Source organism: Exiguobacterium sp. KRL4, assembly GCF_001870785.1.
Classification (GTDB): Bacteria; Bacillota; Bacilli; order Exiguobacteriales; family Exiguobacteriaceae; genus Exiguobacterium_A.
The window spans coordinates 14,058-31,841 of the sequence record NZ_MOLV01000009.1; the positions used below are offsets into that span (position 1 = coordinate 14,058).

The following is a 17,784-nucleotide window of genomic DNA, read 5'->3' on the forward strand; positions in this document are numbered from 1 at the left end:
AAAACTTAACTATAACTGGAGGAATCATTCATGAAACTTTGGAAAAAATTTGTCGGGACAGCCTCTGTCTCCGTTTTAGCAATCAGCCTTGCAGCATGTGGTGAGGGATCATCGTCAGGCGATGAAAAAACACTCGTCATCGGCGCTTCAAGTGTCCCGCATGCTGAAATCTTAGAGCATGTCAAAAAAGAGTATGAAGCAAAAGGGTACAAGTTAGAAATCAAAAAATTCAACGACTATGTGTTACCAAACAAAACGTTAGCTGAAAAAGAACTCGACGCAAACTATTTCCAGCACGAACCATACTTGAAATCACAGATGGCTGAAAACAAAGCGTATAAATTTGCGAGCGCAGGCGGCATTCATATCGAGCCAATCGGCGTCTACTCTAAAAAATATAAAAAATTGAGTGACTTACCAAACGGCGCACAAATCTTAATGAGTTCATCTGTTGCCGATCATGGTCGAATCTTGACATTGCTCCAAAACGAAGGACTCATCAAACTAGCAGACGGGAAAACATCAGACGCACAAGTCAAAGATGTTGTTGAAAACCCTAAAAAACTGAAGTTCAAAGCAGATATCGAAGCAGCACTTTTACCACAAGCCTACAAAAACAATGAAGGGGATGCTGTCCTCATCAACACGAACTATGCGATTGACAACGGACTCAATCCATTAAAAGATGCGATTGCTTTAGAGGGACAAGATTCACCATACGTCAACTTGATCGTGACACGTGAAGGGGACGAAAACGAAAAGAAGGTCCAAGATTTAGTCGACATCTTGCATGAAAAAGAAACACAAGACTGGATCACGAAAGAATACAAAGGGGCAGTCGTCCCAGTCAGTAAATAATCTGCTCGATTAATGCATTCTTCCTATATAATGGAAGGATGCATTATTTTTTTGTGGAAGGGGGATTTTTATGCAACGTTTGAAACAGCTTCATCCCTTGACGGTCGGAGTGTTGCTCGGGACATTTTTCGCAAGGCTCGGAACATTCATCACGATGCCGTTTTTTGCGATTTACTTATCCGTCGTCTTGAAGTTTAGTCCAGTTGATGTCGGTTGGATTCTCAGTATTTCAGCCGTCGCGAGTCTCGTCATGAGTTTTGTCGGGGGAACGTTATCCGACCGGTATGGCCGGCGGACGATGATGCTGAGCGGAACATTCGGTTTCGTCCTCGTCTTTATCGGACTGGCGCAAGTCGAGACGTTTTGGGCATTTTTCATCTTAAGTGCGTTAAACGGGATTTTTCGGTCGATTTTTGAACCATCTGCCCGCGCCTTGATCAGCGATACGACGGATGAAGAAAACCGGTTGTTCGTCTTTAACATTCGTTATACGTGCATCAACATCGCGGCGGCGATCGGACCGGGAATTGCCTTGCTGCTCAGTGCCGGAAATACGGCGGTTACTTTCTATATAACAGCAGCTGTTTATCTCGGATATGGACTCGCCATCTTCATTTTGTTTAAGCGGCATCCAATCACGGAGAGTCATGGTGGGAAAAAAGTATCATTTGGAGCGACGATTCGTCTTTTGAAAACCGATGTGGCGTTTACGTTTGCGTTAGCAGGGATCATCTTCGGTGTCTTCGGTTACAGCCAGTTTAACTCGACGTTGCCGCAGTTTTTGACGACGACGACGTTATTATCCGGTGGGACGAGTTTGTTTGCTTTGTTGATCACGATCAATGCGATCACGGTGCTTGTCGTTCAGTACCCGATCATGAAGTTTGGTGTCAAAACGTCACCGCTTGTTTCGATCACGGTCGGAATTGCGACCGTCGCCGTTGGATTATTCGTCATGGGAACAGCCGGAACGGTTTGGTTGATGATCGGCGCGATGTTTATCTTCACGTGCGGAGAGGTGATGATGTTTACGATGACCGACATTTTGACGGACAGCTTTGCGAAACCGGAATTACGGGGAAGTTACTTCGGCGCGATGGGGTTGACGTCGATCGGTCAATCGGTCGGACCGGTCGTCGGCGGACAATTATTACTTTGTTTTGGAGCAGAACATCCGCTGCCGATTTTTGGCGTCTTAGCCCTCTTGACAGTTCTCGGAATACCACTGCTCCTACTGTCACAGCGGGTTCATCGTCAATCGAAATCGGAAGAAGAGAAAGAAGTCGTCTCACTTTGAAGTCATTCTCACTGAAGGGCTCCATTTTGAGAAAAAACCATGAGCGATGACGCTTGAATAATGTGGTATGATTCATTAAGATTAGAATGATACTAAATTAGTAACTCTCGTGAACTGAATCGTCAGACACGAAATGAATAGATGGAGGGATTCTATATGAAGGCTTCACACTTAAAGATTGAAGATCTACACGTTGCAATCGACGGCAAAGAAATCTTGAAAGGCGTCAACTTAGAAATCAAAGGCGGCGAAATCCACGCGGTCATGGGACCAAACGGGACTGGTAAATCAACACTCGCTTCTGCACTAATGGGTCACCCGACTTACGAAGTAACATCTGGATCCGTCACACTTGACGGCGAAGACGTTTTAGAGATGGAAGTAAACGAACGTGCGCAAGCTGGTATGTTCCTCGCGATGCAGTACCCAAGCGAAATCAGTGGCGTTACGAACTCAGACTTCTTGCGTTCAGCGATCAACTCACGCCGCGAAGAAGGCGATGAAATCTCACTCATGAAATTCATCCGTCAACTCGACGCACAAATGGGTCTTCTTGAAATGCCGGGCGAAATGGCACACCGTTACCTCAACGAAGGATTCTCAGGCGGAGAGAAGAAACGGAATGAAATCCTCCAAATGACGATGTTGAAACCATCCATCGCCATCCTTGATGAAATCGATTCAGGTCTTGATATCGATGCACTCAAAGTCGTCGCAAAAGGTGTCAACGAAATGCGTTCACCTGAATTCGGCTGCTTGATCATCACGCATTATCAACGCCTCTTGAACTATATCGAGCCTGACTTCATCCACATCATGATGGGCGGGAAAATCGTCATGTCTGGTGGGAAAGAACTCGCACACCGTTTAGAAGCAGAAGGTTATGACTGGGTTAAAAAAGAACTCGGCATCGAAGAAGTCGAAATCGAAACAAAAGCGTAACACGAGGGAGGAAGCATGATGACTGTAGAACTGAATCTTGCAGTAAATCGCGAGGCAGTGGCAGAACGTGCGACTCGCTTAGGGGAACCCGCTTGGATGATCTCTAAGCGTCAAGACGCACTGGATCTTGCCCCAACGCTCGCATTGCCAAAAGTAGAAAAAATCAAAATCGGTGGCTGGAACTTCACAGAAGGAACAGCAGATCTTGAGACGGTAACAGGTCTGACACCGGATATCGAAACATTGATCGGTGAAAACCGTGACCATATGCTGATCACGCGTAACGGACAACTCGTTCACGCGCAAAACAGCGAAGCGACGAACGGTGTCATCTTCACGACGCTCGTTGACGCAATGAAACATCATCCAGAGCTCGTCGAGAAGTACTTCATGACAGAAGGCGTCAACGTCAACGAAGATCGTCTGGCAGCACTGAACGCAGCACTCATGAACGGCGGTACGTTCCTTTATGTACCAAAAGGCCTGAAGTTGACGGTTCCGATGCAAGCAATCTATACGCTGGAACAAGCAGGTGGCGCACTTTACCACCATGCGATCATCATTGCCGATCAAGACAGCGAACTGACATATATCGAAAGTTTCGTGTCGTATGGCGAAGAAGCGCATAACGTCAACGTCGTCACAGAAGTGTTCGTCGAAGACAACGCAAAAGTCCTCTTTGGTGGTGTCGACACGCTCAGTAAGGGTGCCGTCACATATATGAACCGTCGCGGTGTCGTCAAACAAGGCGCGAAGCTCGAATGGGCACTCGGTCACATGAATGACGGAAACACGATCACAGAAACGAAAACACACCTCGTCGGTAACGATTCGTTTTCTGACACGAAAGCCGTAACGGTTGGTCGTGGGGATCAAAAACAAAACTTCAACGTCCGGACAGACCATTTTGGTAAAGGTTCGGAAGGTTTCATCTTGATTCACGGTGTTCAAAAAGATTCCGCAACATCGATCTTCAACGGAACATCGATGATTCACCATGGCGCTTCAAAATCAAACGGTGTCCAAACGGAACGTGTGCTCATGTTGTCTGAAAAGGCACGTGGTGACGCGAACCCGATCCTCTTGATTGATGAAGATGATGTCATGGCAGGACACGCGGCATCTGTCGGCCGTGTCGACGAACTCCAACTCTACTACTTGATGAGCCGTGGTTTATCACGGAAAGAAGCAGAACGTCTTGTCGTTCATGGTTTCTTACAACCGGTTGTTTCCGAACTCGCAATTGACTCTGTCAAAGAACGTCTCGTTCAAGTGATCGAAGGGAAAGTAAACTAATATGGGAATCGATGCATCCATCCGCAACCAGTTTCCGATTCTTGACCAACAGGTGAATGACCGGAAACTCGTCTATTTAGATAGTGCGGCTTCTTCACAAAAGCCGCTCGTCGTCATTGAGGCGATTGAGAACTACTACAAGACGGTTCATTCGAATGTGCACCGTGGCGTCCATACGCTCGGAACACGAGCGACGGATGCGTACGAAGGTGCGCGTGAGAACGTACGTCGTTTCATCAAGGCGCAACACCATGAAGAGATTATCTTTACCCGCGGGACGACGACGGCGATCAATATCGTCGCGTCGAGTTACGGAATGGAGCATGTGCAAGAAGGCGACGAGATCGTCGTTACGTATCTCGAGCACCATGCGAATCTCATTCCATGGCAACAAGTCGCAAAAAAGAAAAAAGCGAAACTGAAATATGTCGATTTGACAGCGGACGGTCGTGTGACGATCGAAGCCGTCAAGGAACAAATTTCAGATCGGACGAAGGTCGTCGCGATGGCCCATGTGTCAAACGTCCTCGGGACAATCAATCCGATCAAAGAAGTGACACAACTTGCGCACGCTGTCGGGGCCGTCATGGTCGTCGACGCAGCGCAAAGTGCACCGCACCAACAAATCGATGTCACGGATCTCGATTGTGATTTCCTGGCGTTTTCGGCACATAAGATGTGCGGACCAACCGGTATCGGTGTCCTGTACGGCAAAAAAGCATTACTCAATGCGATGGAGCCGGTCGAATTCGGAGGCGAGATGATTGACTACGTCGGGCTTGAAGAGTCGACGTTCAAACCATCACCGTACCGGTTCGAAGCAGGAACACCAATCATTGCAGGAGCAGTCGGCTTATCAGCGGCAATCGATTTCTTGGAACAAGTCGGACTCAGTAACATCGAAGCCCACGAACGTGAGCTTGCCCAGTATGCGATGGCACAAATGCGTGACATCGAAGGGCTGACGATTTACGGTCCGGAAGAACGGGTGGGTCTCGTCACCTTTAATCTCGGTGATGTCCATGCGCATGATGTCGCGACGGTCCTCGATATGCAAGGTATCGCAGTCCGTGCCGGTCATCATTGTGCCCAACCGCTAATGCGCTGGCTCGGAGCCAGTTCAACGGCACGAGCAAGCTTCTACCTGTATAATACAAAGGAAGAAGTAGACGCCTTAGTGACAGGACTTCGCCAAACGAAGGAGTATTTCAGTCATGGATTTTAACAATCTCGATCACTTGTACCGTCAAGTGATCATGGACCACTATAAAACGCCCCGCAATCGTGGTGCGATTGACGGTGGTGTGACAATCGATATGAATAACCCGACTTGTGGCGACACAATCCGCCTGCAACTCGCGATCGAAGACGATATCGTCAAAGATGCGAAGTTTGACGGTGAAGGGTGTTCGATCAGCATGGCATCTGCGTCGATGATGACGCAGATTGTCAAAGGAAAAACAGTCGAAGAAGCATTACAACTCGCCAACATCTTTTCCGAGATGGTTCAAGGAAAAGACTACGACGATGAGAAATTTGATCTGGGAGACGCGGAAGCACTGTCCGGTGTAACGAAGTTCCCAGCACGAATCAAGTGTGCGACACTTGCCTGGAAGGCGCTCGAACGTGGCGTCGAAGAAGGGAAGTAACTTCGGTCAGTAAGTAAGAGGAGGAAACGAACATGGCTAAGAACATGCCTGAAATTGGCGATTATAAATATGGTTTCCACGATCGCGATATCTCGATCTTCCGTTCTGGACGCGGCTTGACGACAGAAGTCGTCGAGACGATCTCGAAAATGAAGGAAGAACCGCAATGGATGCTTGATTTCCGTCTGAAATCACTCAAGATTTTCAACGAACAAGCAATGCCGGCATGGGGCGGCGATTTATCAGATCTTCGTTTTGATGACATCACGTATTACGTTAAACCATCAGAACGTGCTGAAAAATCATGGGATGAAGTACCGGAAGAAATCAAACGTACGTTTGACAAACTCGGAATCCCGGAAGCTGAGCAAAAATACCTCGCGGGTGTTTCGGCACAGTACGAGTCAGAAGTGGTGTATCACAACATGAAGAGTGAACTGGAAGATCAAGGAATCATCTTCAAGGATACCGATACAGCATTAAAAGAAAATCCAGAACTGTTCCGTGAGTATTTCGGGAAACTGATCCCACCAACGGATAACAAGTTCGCTGCACTTAATACAGCGGTCTGGTCAGGTGGTTCATTCATCTATGTACCAAAAGGTATCAAGATGGACACGCCGCTTCAAGCCTATTTCCGCATCAACTCGGAAAACATGGGTCAGTTCGAACGGACATTGATCATCGTTGACGAAGACGCATCGGTTCATTACGTCGAAGGATGTACAGCACCGGTCTACACGACGAACTCGCTTCACTCAGCAGTCGTTGAGATCTTCATCAACAAAAACGCGTATTGCCGATACACGACGATTCAAAACTGGGCGAACAACGTCTACAACCTCGTGACGAAACGTGCGATCTGTGAAGCCGGCGCGACGATGGAATGGGTCGATGGCAACATCGGTTCGAAATTGACGATGAAATACCCGGCTGTCATCTTAAAAGGTGAAGGTTCACGTGGTATGACATTATCAATCGCGATCGCGGGTAAAGGTCAACACCAAGATGCGGGCGCGAAGATGATTCACCTTGCACCAAACACGTCGTCGACGATCGTCTCGAAGTCGATTTCAAAACACGGTGGGAAAGTAACGTACCGTGGGATCGTCCACTTTGGTCGTAAAGCGACAGGCGCACGTTCGAACATCGAATGTGACACGTTGATCATGGACAACCAGTCGACATCGGATACGATTCCGTACAACGAAATTCTCAACGACAACATTTCGCTTGAACACGAAGCGAAAGTCTCGAAGGTCTCAGAAGAACAATTGTTCTACCTGATGAGCCGCGGAATTTCACAAGAAGAAGCAACAGAAATGATCGTCATGGGCTTCATCGAGCCGTTCACAAAAGAATTGCCGATGGAATATGCGGTCGAAATGAACCGTCTTATCAAGTTTGAGATGGAAGGTTCAATTGGATAATTATCTTGATAATTTTTCTGAATTAAAAATTAAGAGTTTTTTTGGCTTTAAATTATAAAAAAGGAAGGATTGTCTATCGAATTCTAGATGGCAATCCTTCTTTTTTTATATTAACTACGTTTATACATATAATTTCTTATTCCTAGTGACCGTTAAATATTTATGGTGGGGTACTGAGAAATATATGGTAAGAAGATATGCTTCTGTTAAAATAATAGAGTGAGTTAAAATATATAATATCCTAACGCATTACCGTGGGGGTAATAATTATGATAAAAGACATAACACATTGGAAAGTAAACGATGAATTAATGGCATCAGGAACTCGAGAAAAATATTGGGTTATTTGTCCAAATACTCGTGAAAATTATTTATTTAAGTTACCAAAAGAAAATACTGGAGAGATATGGGCTGAAAAAATTGCTGCTGAAATCGGTAAATCAATAGGATTAAATATGATGACGGTAGAAATTGCTATTTATAATAATCAGACAGGGTTACTCCTAAGAAATTTTTCAAGTAAGACGAATGAATTTTTTGACGGTGGCGATTTAATTAAGAGAAATATAATAGATTTTCAAATAAATGATTTAACTGATTACACCTTGGATAACGTTATGAATGCTATTGCACCATTTCGACTTGAACAAGGTATACTAAGTACTTTAGTTTTCGATGCTTTGATTGCTAATCAAGATAGACATTGTGAAAATTGGGGCATTATTTTTGAAAGTTCTGATGACATAAAAATGTCTCCTATTTTTGATAATGGAGCTTCATTGGGATATAGCAATTCGGTGGATCAAATAGATAAAATGTTAAGAGATTCTAGAATGTTTGAGGCATTCACTAATAGAAGTAAATCGATTATTGGTTTACCAGAAAAAAAGAGGCCTAAACTAAGAGAATTCTTACTTGAATTAAAAAAAAACTATCCTGAATTTATAAAAAGTGAATTAAAAAGAATTGAACGGTTAAATCCGGTTGCTGTTGAGAACATACTTGAAACGATACCCGAAACGGTTATGTCTAATACTTATAAGAAGTGGGTCTTTCGGCTACTGTTTTACAGAAAGACTTGGATATTTGATTTATTAAAGGAGAGCTAAGCCATGAAAAAACCGCAACTTCTCTGGTTAATTTGGCAAAATAATGACACTAGACAAAGATACCATGTTGGAAATTTGATTTATCAAGATGGCCTTTTTATGTTTCAGTACGAGTTTTGCAGTAAAAATAGATGTTTACAAGAAGCTTTAGAGAATGGGTATACTCCTCATTTGGCCTTTCCAGAATTAAAAATGATCTATACATCTAGTAATTTGTTTGGTCCTTTTGCTAGACGCTTACCAAGTAAAAGTCGACCAGACTATAGTAAACTTCTAACTAAATTTGGTCTAAATGAAGATTCTACTGAAATGGACTTTCTATCTGTAACAGGAGGTAAACTTGCGACTGATCCTTATGAATTCGCAAGTCCAATTTACGTAGAAGATGGTCGTTTAACATTGGAATTTTATATAGCTGGATGGAGTCATTACGGAGGAGATGAAGTAATTCACCAATTAAAAGTTGGAGATTCTTTAAATTTAAATGCTGATCCTGAAAATCCTAAAGACCGTTTTGCTATCAAAATACTAACTAGTGATAATCGTTTGCTTGGTTTTGTACCGGCTTTTTATAGCGAAGCTCTATCGGTAGCTATTATTTCTGAAGCTATTATTACTAATATTGATAGTGATGCTATTTCTCAACTGAAAATTAAAATTAAAGTTGAAGGTACGTTGGAGCAAAAAAATATAAAAGATAGCAACTTTAACTATAATCTTTTACCTGTATATTATACAGAATAAACTAGTTTGAATTTTACTCCTATACTTTAGGAGGGGAGTGACTAAGAACTTTTGAAAAATTTGAGCTTTATTATAAAACTCTACTATCCGGAGATAGTAGAGTTTTTTTCGTGAACAGCAAAAAACGGGTAAAAGATTAAAAAAGGAGGGAGTCATCATGCGTGATATCGTCTATTCTTTTCAAGTCTCGCTCGACGGGTACATCGAGGATGCGTCGGGCAGCATCGCCTTCGCATCACCGGACGCTGAACTGCATCAGTATTTTAATGACTACGAGACAGAATTCGATACCCATGTTTATGGACGTCGCTTGTACGAAATAATGTATCCGTATTGGTCGACGGCCGATCAAACGGAGACGGATCTGATTTTAATTGAGTATGCGAAGTGTTGGCAGCAACTTGAGAAGGTTGTCTTCTCACATACCTTACAGTCCGTCGAAGGTAAGGCACGTCTTGCAACCCGGTCGCTGGCAGAAGAAATCGCATACTTGCGGACACACCCAGGAAAACAGATTGCAATCGGAGGAGCGACGCTTGCGGCAGAAGCTGTCCGCCTGGACTTGATCGACCGTTATCATGTCGTCATCTATCCCGTCTTACTCGGCGGCGGCAAGCGGATGTTTCCGTTGTTCGAGCAACCTTTCCCTTTACGTCTCATCGACCAGCAGACCTTTGCTTCCGGATGTATCGCCTTGACGTATGAGCGGATCCGGAATGATTGATTCAGAAGAGGAACAGATCAATGAAACAGGCAGTCCATCCCCCTTATTTTTGCAGGAGTAGGAAGGATCTGCTTGTTTTTTATATACAGACTTTATCTCTTTTCCGAGAAGAGCTCCGAAGAAGAAATTCCTGATTCTGCTATGCTATGATGGGAAATATGGAGTAATACAGATAGGAGGAAGACGGATGATTTATGTCGGCGTGACCGGTTGGGGCGATCACGACAGCCTCTATCCGACACCACAAGACCGGAAAGAGAAGCTTGCCGCTTATGCAGGACATTTTCCGGCAGTCGAAGTCGATTCGACGTACTATGCGATTCAACCGGAACGAAATTATCAGAAGTGGGTCGCGGAGACTCCGGACGCCTTTCGGTTCATCGTCAAGGTCCACCGGGCGATGAGTGGACATGACCGGGAAAACAAGGATCCGCTTGGTCCAATCTTCGAACAATACCTGACCTCGATCGAACCGATGCGGCAGAGTGGAAAGATTGCAGCGATCCTCGTCCAACTCCCGCCTTGGTTTGATGTCAGTAAAGTCCATCTCGAGTATCTCCAGACGATCCGGAAGTCGCTTGCCGGACTTCCTGTCGCAATCGAGTTTCGGAATCCGTCCTGGTATTCAGATCTTTATCAAGAACGGACGCTTCGTTTTTTGGCGGAGCATCAATTCATTCATACGATTTGTGATGAGCCGCAGACGGAAGACGGGTCTGTACCGTTCGTTCCCGTCGTGACGCAAGAGACGGCGTTCGTCCGCTTGCATGGCCGTAATATCAACGGATGGCTTAAAAAACCGGGTCAGAGCAGTGACGACTGGCGGAAAGTCCGTTGTCTGTACCGTTACTCGGAAGATGAACTGCAAGATTTGGCGACACATATCCGTTCGCTTGCCGAACAGGCAAAAGACGTGTATGTTTTCTTTAATAACAATTCAGCAGGAGATGCCGTTCCGAACGCCAAACGACTCATCGAGATTTTAGGTCTGGATTACGAATCGCTGGCACCCCGGCAAATCTCATTGTTTTAATACCTAGAGGAGGCTTGAGCGTGAAGTTACACGTCATTCATTATAACGATCTACATTCACACTTTGATATGTGGCCTCGCTATATGTCGTTCATGAAAGAACACCGGACGTATGATTCCCTCGTCTTTGATTTAGGGGACCATGCAGACCGGGTCGCACCGGCAACGGAGGCGACGCAAGGTAAAATCAACACGCACCTATTAAATGAACTGGCTCCGACTGCCGTCACGATCGGAAACAATGAAGGCATTACGTTTCCACATGACTGGCTCGAGGAATTATATACGGACGCGACGTTCCCCGTCCTCGTGTCGAACTTGACGGCACCGTTTGCAAAAGCCGGCATGATCCAAGACTTGCCGACAGGAAAAGTCGGGATTTTTGGTCTGACGGCTCCTTATTATGAACTGTACGATTTGCTCGGATGGTCGATTGAAGATCCGTTGGAAGCGGCAGCGCGTGAAATCGAAGCCTTGCGGGATCAAGTCGATGTCTTGATCTGTCTGAGCCATCTTGGGTTCTACCAGGACGAAGCACTCGCCGAACGATTCCCGGAACTTGATTTGATCATCGGTGCGCATACCCATCACGTCCTCGATGACGGAGTCGTCAAAAACGGAGTCTTGATTGCACAGGCCGGAAAGTACGGTCAGTATGCAGGTGAAATTTACTTGAATACGGATACAGGCGAAAAAGAGGCCGTCCTCCATTCACTTGAAACCTATCCTTCAGACGAGGCGACATCGGTCTTACTCGATAAAGAACAGTATTTAGCGGAGCGTCAGATGAAACAACCGATTGGTCGAACATCAGGTCTTTCGAATGACTGGTTCAACCCGTCCCCGTTTACGCAACTATTGGCAGATACGATGCGCGATTGGTGTAATGCCGATCTTGCCTGTGTGCCTGCCGGGATGTTACTCGGTTCATTATCACCAGGACCTGTCTCATCGTTTGATTTACACCGGCTTTGTCCGCACCCAATCAATCCGTGTAAGGTGACGATGACCGGAGTTGAGTTGAAGCAGTTTATTTCCGAAGTCGACACGGAACCATTCGAACAATTAAAGGTTCGAGGACTCGGTTTTCGTGGAAAGCTGATGGGCAAGATGCATTATTCCGGAAATGATCAGCCCATCGATGAGACGAAGAACTATACTGTCGTCCTGCCGGATATGTTTACGTTCGGTCCGATTTTCCCCGCCATCAAAGAGATGCCGAAAGAATATTTCATGCCGGAACTGTTACGGGACCTCCTGTTCAATCGCCTATCGGAGAAGTCTGAATTCAGCGAATTACACGTCCGCAAACACTGAATATTTGGTATACTGTAACAGAAATCAGGTCAGTTTTTTACGGATAAAGGGGGAAACCGATTCATGGGACGCAGAGAGATACAACGTAAGCCAGAGTGGTTGAAAATCAAGTTGAACACGAATGAGACGTACACAGAACTCAAAAGTATGATGCGGGAAAAAAAGCTTCACACAGTATGTGAGGAAGCGAAATGTCCGAATATTCATGAGTGTTGGGCCGTTCGCCGGACCGCGACATTCATGATTCTTGGCAGCATCTGTACGCGAGCCTGCCGTTTTTGTGCCGTAACGACGGGGCGGCCAAACGAACTTGACTTAGAAGAACCAAAACGGGTTGCTGAATCCGTTCGTCTGATGAATCTGAAACATGCGGTCATCACAGCCGTTGCCCGTGATGATTTAAATGACTTCGGGGCCGGTGTCTACGCGGAGACGGTACGGGAAGTCCGTCGTATGAATCCGGAGACATCAATTGAAGTCTTACCGTCCGACATGGGTGGGAACTTCGACGCGTTACAGACGTTGATCGAAGCCAAGCCGGACATCATGAATCATAACATCGAGACGGTCCGCCGTCTGACACCAACGGTTCGTGCAAAGGCGACGTACGACCGGACACTTGAATTCTTACGTCGCTCAAAAGAGCTTGCACCGGAAATTCCAACGAAATCGAGTCTGATGCTAGGTCTTGGTGAGACGTGGGAAGAAATCTTACAGACGATGGATGATTTGCGTGCCAATGATGTTGATATCATGACAATCGGTCAGTATCTTCAACCAACAAAAAAACATTTGGATGTCATCAAATACTACACACCACAAGAGTTTGCTGAATTAAAACAGATTGCGCTCGGAAAAGGCTTCTCGCATTGTGAGGCCGGTCCGCTTGTCCGTTCGTCTTACCATGCCGACGAACAAGTCAATGCCGCGAAAAAAAATAAAGCCGCTTTACCGATTGACTAACGAGCTCGAACCGTCCAAGCCACGTGCGAGGGCGGTTTTCTGTTGTCGGACGATTCGTTTTTAGAAGTGATTATGGTAAGATAAAAGAAGCAGGGGGTGGAAAAAATGATACAAGTCAATCGTGAAAGATATGAAATCGTCGAAGAGAAGCGAGAAGGATTTAATGAAGAAGCCTTTATCGGGCGGTTTAGTGACGTCCTTGAAAAGTATGACTATATCGTCGGGGATTGGGGACACGGTCAATTACGTCTGCGTGGTTTTTATGAGGACAATCACGAAAAAGCAACGTTCGATACGAAAATCTCCCATGTGGCGGATTATCTGTATGAATATTGTAATTTTGGATGTGCGTATTTTATCGTCAAACGGATGGAACTCGTAGAAGGAGAAGAAGCACCACCTCGCTTCGACGGATCTTCAGCGAACACGCTAAAGCTCAAACGGAAGTTTTCGGCGGAAAAAGAAGAGACACAAGAGGAACAGTAATCAAACTGACATCTAAAAGGATGTTTCTGATTGGATGATTTCGGCTAATAATATAGTATCACGTATTATAGGGGGAACTATCCATGAGAATCGTCGGGATTTATCATTCTGTGCCAGAAGTCGTCAGTGCTGTTCATGATTTACGCGTTGCAGGTGTCGTATCAACGGATTTGAAAGTCGTTGCCCATGATCGATATGACCTGGAGCAAATCGAAGAATTGGCAGATTTAAAAAATCAGCAAACGTCGACACGTCTGTCGCAAGAAGACCACATGAATCTTTGGCAGGAGATCAAAGGGATCTTTAAAAAAGACAGTTCAGCTTCTCCTTCTCATCATGACGTGCTACAAGCGAGCGGATTGACGAAAGAGGATGTCAACCGTGCCAACAAAGCAGCGGAAGAGGGACAATTCGTCTTACTCGTCGGCGATGAAGCAGATCAGCATTCGGAACGTAAAGCCCACGATGAATCGGATAATACCAATGTCTTTAGTGGTCCAAACACGATGAATGAAAGAAACGACCGATTATTATGAACAACAAGCAGCCCCGTCCAATTGGACGGGGCTGCTTGTTGTTCATAAGCCGATGTAGTCACGTAAGTATCCTTCGAGTTCTTCTGCCGCCTCATCCTCTATATCAAAGGCATGGGCGATATAACCCGGTTCCTCGAAATCATCCGGACCGATGATCGCAAATCGATTCGATAAGAGATTCAGTACGAGAATCTTTCCGAAAAAATGTTCCGAATGGGTGATCGCTAAATCAAATCGGCTGGTCTCGCCGATCCAACAGACGAATCGGGTTTTTGTCTGTTCGACGTCATCATATAAAAAATCGCGTTCTTGCATCATCTGTCAGTTCCCTCATTTCCTTCATCTCTGATTAGATTAAAGGGTTTGGGGAACTTTTTGCAAGTACGGTTTACGTGAAAGGCTGTGTTCTGCGATGACTTTCCGGATCGTTCGTGTTTTCGAGCGCATGACGAGTGACGTCGTTTCGACGATATCATCCGTCAAGAAACGGACGCCGTCGAGCATTTCACCCGTCGTGACCCCTGTTGCTGCGAAGATGCAGTCGTCACTTTTGATGAGATCGTCAAGCGTCAACAGTTGTAGCGGATCAGCCAGACCCATCCGAATGACACGAGCTGTTTCTTCTTCATTCATCGGGTGCAGACGGGCTTGCATGTCGCCACCCATTGCTTTGACGGCAGCGGCCGTGATGACGCCTTCTGGCGCGCCACCCGTCCCGATGAAGATATCGATTCCTGTTGATGGAGAAAGTGGTGCAATCCCTGCTGAAACGTCACCGTCTTCAAACAGACGGACACGTGCACCGACACGCATCGCCGCTTCCCGGAAATGGTCATGACGTGGACGATCCTGCATGATGACCGTCACTTCTTCAATGCGTTTTTGATTTAGCTCGGCTGCTTTTTGGATAATGACTTCGAGTGGATCGTCGAGTGAGACGTGTCCTTTTAAGTTCGGACCGACTGTCAGTTTATCCATATACATATCCGGAGCGTGGAGAAGGGCACCTTGATCAGCGACCGCAATGACGACCATCGCGTTGCCAAGACCTTTTGCGACGATATTCGTCCCTTCGAGGGGATCAACGGCGATATCGACGATTGGTCCGTTTGATGTGCCGACTTTTTCACCGATGAATAACATCGGTGCTTCATCGAGTTCGCCTTCACCAATGACGACTGTTCCCGCCATGTTGACGGTATTTAAGACTTCGCGCATGGCAGTCGTTGCCGCATCATCGGCTTCGTTCTTTTTCCCGCGACCAATCCACTTGGCGGATGCTAATGCTGCTGCTTCTGTTGCTCGGACGATTTCTAATGCTAATTCCCGTTCCATCTATGAATAACCTCCAAGTCACCTAATGTGACATACTATTTTCGTAAAAATCTAAATTGAGGATAACACATTGAGGAATGTGATGCAAACAGCCTTTCTGCTTTTCATGTCCCGCGGATAGAGCTAAAATGAAGGATGTGAGGGGGAATGCTGGATGTATTTCGTAAATCGTGAAAAGATTGAACAAACGGTGGTTTGTTTTGAAACCGCACTACGTCAAAGCAAGGAATTAACAGGGGATGCGTTGACGATTTCACTGGCGTGGGAACGGATCGGGTTTTTGGTGATCGAAAGTATCATCGATATCGGAAACAGTATGATTGATGGTTTCATCATGCGTGATCCGGGAAGTTATGAAGATATCGTCATGATTTTAGAAGATGAACGGGTCGTCGATACGGCACTTGCCACTAGTCTGAAACGAGTCGTCGCACTACGGACACGGATTGTCCGTGAATTTACGACATCGAGTACAGGGGACATCCGCGAGATCCTTTTTGAAGAGGAAACAGAGTTACGTCGTTTCCCGGGAGCCGTTCGACACTATTTAGAGACCGAACTTGGACCCGTCTCTGCATTTTTACCAACTGAGGAGTGAGTCAGGATGAAAGCAAAAGGATATTTATTTGATTTAGACGGTACAATGTATAACGGGACAGAACCTGTCAAAGAAGCCGTTGATTTTGTCAATCAGTTGCAAGAACAAAGGGTTCCGTATCTCTTCGTCACGAATAATGCGTCGATGACAGCGGAAGCCGTTGCTGAAAAATTACGTGGTATGGGTGTACACTCGAACGCGGAACACGTCTTAACGAGTGCGATGGCGACAGGTCGCTACATCGCGGAACTCGCCCCTGGTGCGAAGGTTTATGCGATTGGCGAAGGCGGTTTGATTGATGCGCTTGAACGTCAAGGCTTACAAGTTGTTGCGGATGAGCAGGCTGATTATGTCGTCATCGGGCTCGACCGTCAGATCACGTATGAGAAGCTAGCAATCGGAGCACTGGCGATTCGTGCAGGGGCGCGCTTCATCTCGACGAACGGGGACATCGCGATTCCGACAGAACGTGGTTTCTTGCCTGGTAACGGTGCCTTGACATCCGTTTTACGGGTGACGACGGAAAAAGAACCGTTTTATATCGGGAAACCGGAACCGGTCATGATCAATATCGCAGCCGAGATGATTGGTCTCGCGAAAGAAGACTTAATCATGGTCGGGGATAACTACCATACAGATATTTTATTCGGCATCAATGGCGGTATCCGGACGATGCACGTCAATTCCGGTGTCCATACACCGGTTTTCATTCAAGGACAGGACGCACAACCAACCTATATGGTGGATACGTTAGCTGAATGGATTCTGTGAACAAAAAAATCCCCATTGACAAATGTCAGTGGGGATTTTCAGTCTTAGAAGACTTGTTCAACTTCGACGACGCCAGCGACTTCTTCAAGAAGGGCACGTTCGATACCAGCCTTCAATGTAATGGTTGAACTTGGGCAACTGCCACAAGCTCCCATTAAACGGAGTTTGACGATACCGTCTTCTACATCTACGAGTTCAACGTCTCCTCCGTCACGAAGAAGGAACGGACGCAATTTTTCGAGGACTTCATTCACTTGATCAAACATTTCCATGCGTAAACACATCCTTTCTTATAGAATCATTGTAACAGGGTTGAAAAATGTTCTCAATCTGGAAAACTTGTATACTAAAAAAGAAGTATCCATCAAGAGGGGGAGTTTGAATGGAAATCAAGGTATATGGCGCTGCACAGACATGTCCGAGCTGCGTCGGGGCACCGAGTTCAGAAGAGACCTACAGCTGGCTCCAAGCCGTACTTGGGCGAAAATACGAGACAGCATTAACGTTTGCGTATGTTGATTTCGAGACATCACCTGTCGAAGATGACTGGATCCTGGCCTTGAAGGACGATGTCTATTTTTATCCACTCGTCCTGCTCGACGAGGAGATGATTGACGAAGGATACGTCCAGCTGAAAAAAATCACCCGGGCGATTGATACGAGACTCGAAAAAACGGCACCGGAATGACCGGCGCCG

The 17,784-nt window shown here is 46.0% G+C and carries 21 protein-coding genes; 18 read left to right on the forward strand and 3 right to left on the reverse strand.

Translation table 11 applies throughout. The features are described from left to right. Positions 1–30: 30 nt before the first annotated feature. From BLD48_RS07340 to BLD48_RS07410, 15 genes are all read left to right on the forward strand, one after another. Positions 31–858: a MetQ/NlpA family ABC transporter substrate-binding protein gene (locus tag BLD48_RS07340; protein ID WP_026830061.1), complete on the forward strand. Its 828-nt coding sequence runs from the start codon at positions 31–33 to the stop codon at positions 856–858. A gap of 70 nt (positions 859–928) precedes the next feature. Then, positions 929–2,155, forward strand: coding sequence for an MDR family MFS transporter (locus tag BLD48_RS07345; protein ID WP_071499631.1), 1,227 nt, complete (start codon positions 929–931; stop codon positions 2,153–2,155). A 156-nt stretch (positions 2,156–2,311) separates the two neighbouring features. Beyond that, the gene (gene sufC, locus BLD48_RS07350) at positions 2,312–3,097 is read left to right on the forward strand and encodes a Fe-S cluster assembly ATPase SufC (RefSeq protein ID WP_071499632.1); all 786 of its coding nucleotides are present in this window, start codon (positions 2,312–2,314) and stop codon (positions 3,095–3,097) included. Positions 3,098–3,115: 18 nt separating this feature from the next. Continuing rightward, positions 3,116–4,393 (forward strand): Fe-S cluster assembly protein SufD, encoded by a 1,278-nt coding sequence (gene sufD / locus BLD48_RS07355; protein WP_026830058.1) that lies wholly within the window; start codon positions 3,116–3,118, stop codon positions 4,391–4,393. A 1-nt stretch (position 4,394) separates the two neighbouring features. Continuing rightward, positions 4,395–5,618, forward strand: coding sequence for a cysteine desulfurase (locus tag BLD48_RS07360; RefSeq protein ID WP_071499633.1), 1,224 nt, complete (start codon positions 4,395–4,397; stop codon positions 5,616–5,618). Next, on the forward strand, positions 5,608–6,042 hold the full coding sequence (sufU, locus tag BLD48_RS07365; RefSeq protein WP_014971111.1) for a Fe-S cluster assembly sulfur transfer protein SufU: 435 nt from the start codon (positions 5,608–5,610) through the stop codon (positions 6,040–6,042). The genes BLD48_RS07360 and sufU overlap by 11 nt, the downstream gene beginning before the upstream one ends. Before the next feature lie 32 nt (positions 6,043–6,074). Further along, on the forward strand, positions 6,075–7,472 hold the full coding sequence (sufB, locus tag BLD48_RS07370) for a Fe-S cluster assembly protein SufB (RefSeq protein WP_026830056.1): 1,398 nt from the start codon (positions 6,075–6,077) through the stop codon (positions 7,470–7,472). Between the two features lie 269 nt (positions 7,473–7,741). Continuing rightward, the gene (locus BLD48_RS07375) at positions 7,742–8,581 is read left to right on the forward strand and encodes a HipA domain-containing protein (protein WP_083412266.1); all 840 of its coding nucleotides are present in this window, start codon (positions 7,742–7,744) and stop codon (positions 8,579–8,581) included. A 3-nt stretch (positions 8,582–8,584) separates the two neighbouring features. After that, positions 8,585–9,325 carry an HIRAN domain-containing protein gene (locus tag BLD48_RS07380; RefSeq protein ID WP_071499634.1) on the forward strand — a complete coding sequence of 247 codons (741 nt, stop codon included), beginning with the start codon at positions 8,585–8,587 and terminating at the stop codon, positions 9,323–9,325. Positions 9,326–9,482: 157 nt separating this feature from the next. Continuing rightward, positions 9,483–10,049, forward strand: a complete 567-nt coding sequence (locus BLD48_RS07385) for a dihydrofolate reductase family protein (RefSeq protein ID WP_071499635.1) — start codon at positions 9,483–9,485, stop codon at positions 10,047–10,049. 187 nt (positions 10,050–10,236) lie between these two features. Next, positions 10,237–11,082 (forward strand): DUF72 domain-containing protein, encoded by an 846-nt coding sequence (locus BLD48_RS07390; protein WP_071499636.1) that lies wholly within the window; start codon positions 10,237–10,239, stop codon positions 11,080–11,082. Positions 11,083–11,102: 20 nt separating this feature from the next. Next, positions 11,103–12,398, forward strand: a complete 1,296-nt coding sequence (locus BLD48_RS07395) for a bifunctional metallophosphatase/5'-nucleotidase (RefSeq protein WP_083412267.1) — start codon at positions 11,103–11,105, stop codon at positions 12,396–12,398. A 63-nt stretch (positions 12,399–12,461) separates the two neighbouring features. Beyond that, on the forward strand, positions 12,462–13,361 hold the full coding sequence (gene lipA, locus BLD48_RS07400) for a lipoyl synthase (protein ID WP_014971106.1): 900 nt from the start codon (positions 12,462–12,464) through the stop codon (positions 13,359–13,361). Between the two features lie 105 nt (positions 13,362–13,466). Then, positions 13,467–13,847, forward strand: a complete 381-nt coding sequence (locus tag BLD48_RS07405) for a YutD family protein (RefSeq protein WP_071499637.1) — start codon at positions 13,467–13,469, stop codon at positions 13,845–13,847. Between the two features lie 83 nt (positions 13,848–13,930). Further along, entirely contained in the window at positions 13,931–14,383 is a 453-nt protein-coding gene (locus tag BLD48_RS07410; protein WP_071499638.1) for a general stress protein, read from the forward strand. A gap of 42 nt (positions 14,384–14,425) precedes the next feature. Here BLD48_RS07410 and BLD48_RS07415 read toward each other — a convergent pair whose 3' ends face one another. Together BLD48_RS07415 and glpX are read right to left on the reverse strand one after the other, a co-directional pair. Continuing rightward, positions 14,426–14,701, reverse strand: a complete 276-nt coding sequence (locus BLD48_RS07415) for a DUF3055 domain-containing protein (RefSeq protein ID WP_071499639.1) — start codon at positions 14,699–14,701, stop codon at positions 14,426–14,428. A gap of 36 nt (positions 14,702–14,737) precedes the next feature. Next, on the reverse strand, positions 14,738–15,718 hold the full coding sequence (gene glpX / locus BLD48_RS07420; protein ID WP_014971102.1) for a class II fructose-bisphosphatase: 981 nt from the start codon (positions 15,716–15,718) through the stop codon (positions 14,738–14,740). Between the two features lie 154 nt (positions 15,719–15,872). Between glpX and BLD48_RS07425 the strand changes: the two genes are divergently transcribed. Continuing rightward, positions 15,873–16,316: a DUF86 domain-containing protein gene (locus tag BLD48_RS07425; RefSeq protein ID WP_071499640.1), complete on the forward strand. Its 444-nt coding sequence runs from the start codon at positions 15,873–15,875 to the stop codon at positions 16,314–16,316. 6 nt (positions 16,317–16,322) lie between these two features. Continuing rightward, complete coding sequence (locus BLD48_RS07430; protein WP_071499641.1) at positions 16,323–17,087, forward strand: TIGR01457 family HAD-type hydrolase; 765 nt, start codon at positions 16,323–16,325, stop codon at positions 17,085–17,087. 44 nt (positions 17,088–17,131) lie between these two features. Here the strand turns inward: BLD48_RS07430 and BLD48_RS07435 are convergent, their stop codons facing one another. Then, on the reverse strand, positions 17,132–17,359 hold the full coding sequence (locus BLD48_RS07435; protein WP_012371190.1) for a NifU family protein: 228 nt from the start codon (positions 17,357–17,359) through the stop codon (positions 17,132–17,134). Between the two features lie 110 nt (positions 17,360–17,469). Between BLD48_RS07435 and BLD48_RS07440 the strand changes: the two genes are divergently transcribed. Further along, complete coding sequence (locus tag BLD48_RS07440; protein WP_071499642.1) at positions 17,470–17,775, forward strand: DUF1462 family protein; 306 nt, start codon at positions 17,470–17,472, stop codon at positions 17,773–17,775. Positions 17,776–17,784: the final 9 nt, after the last annotated feature.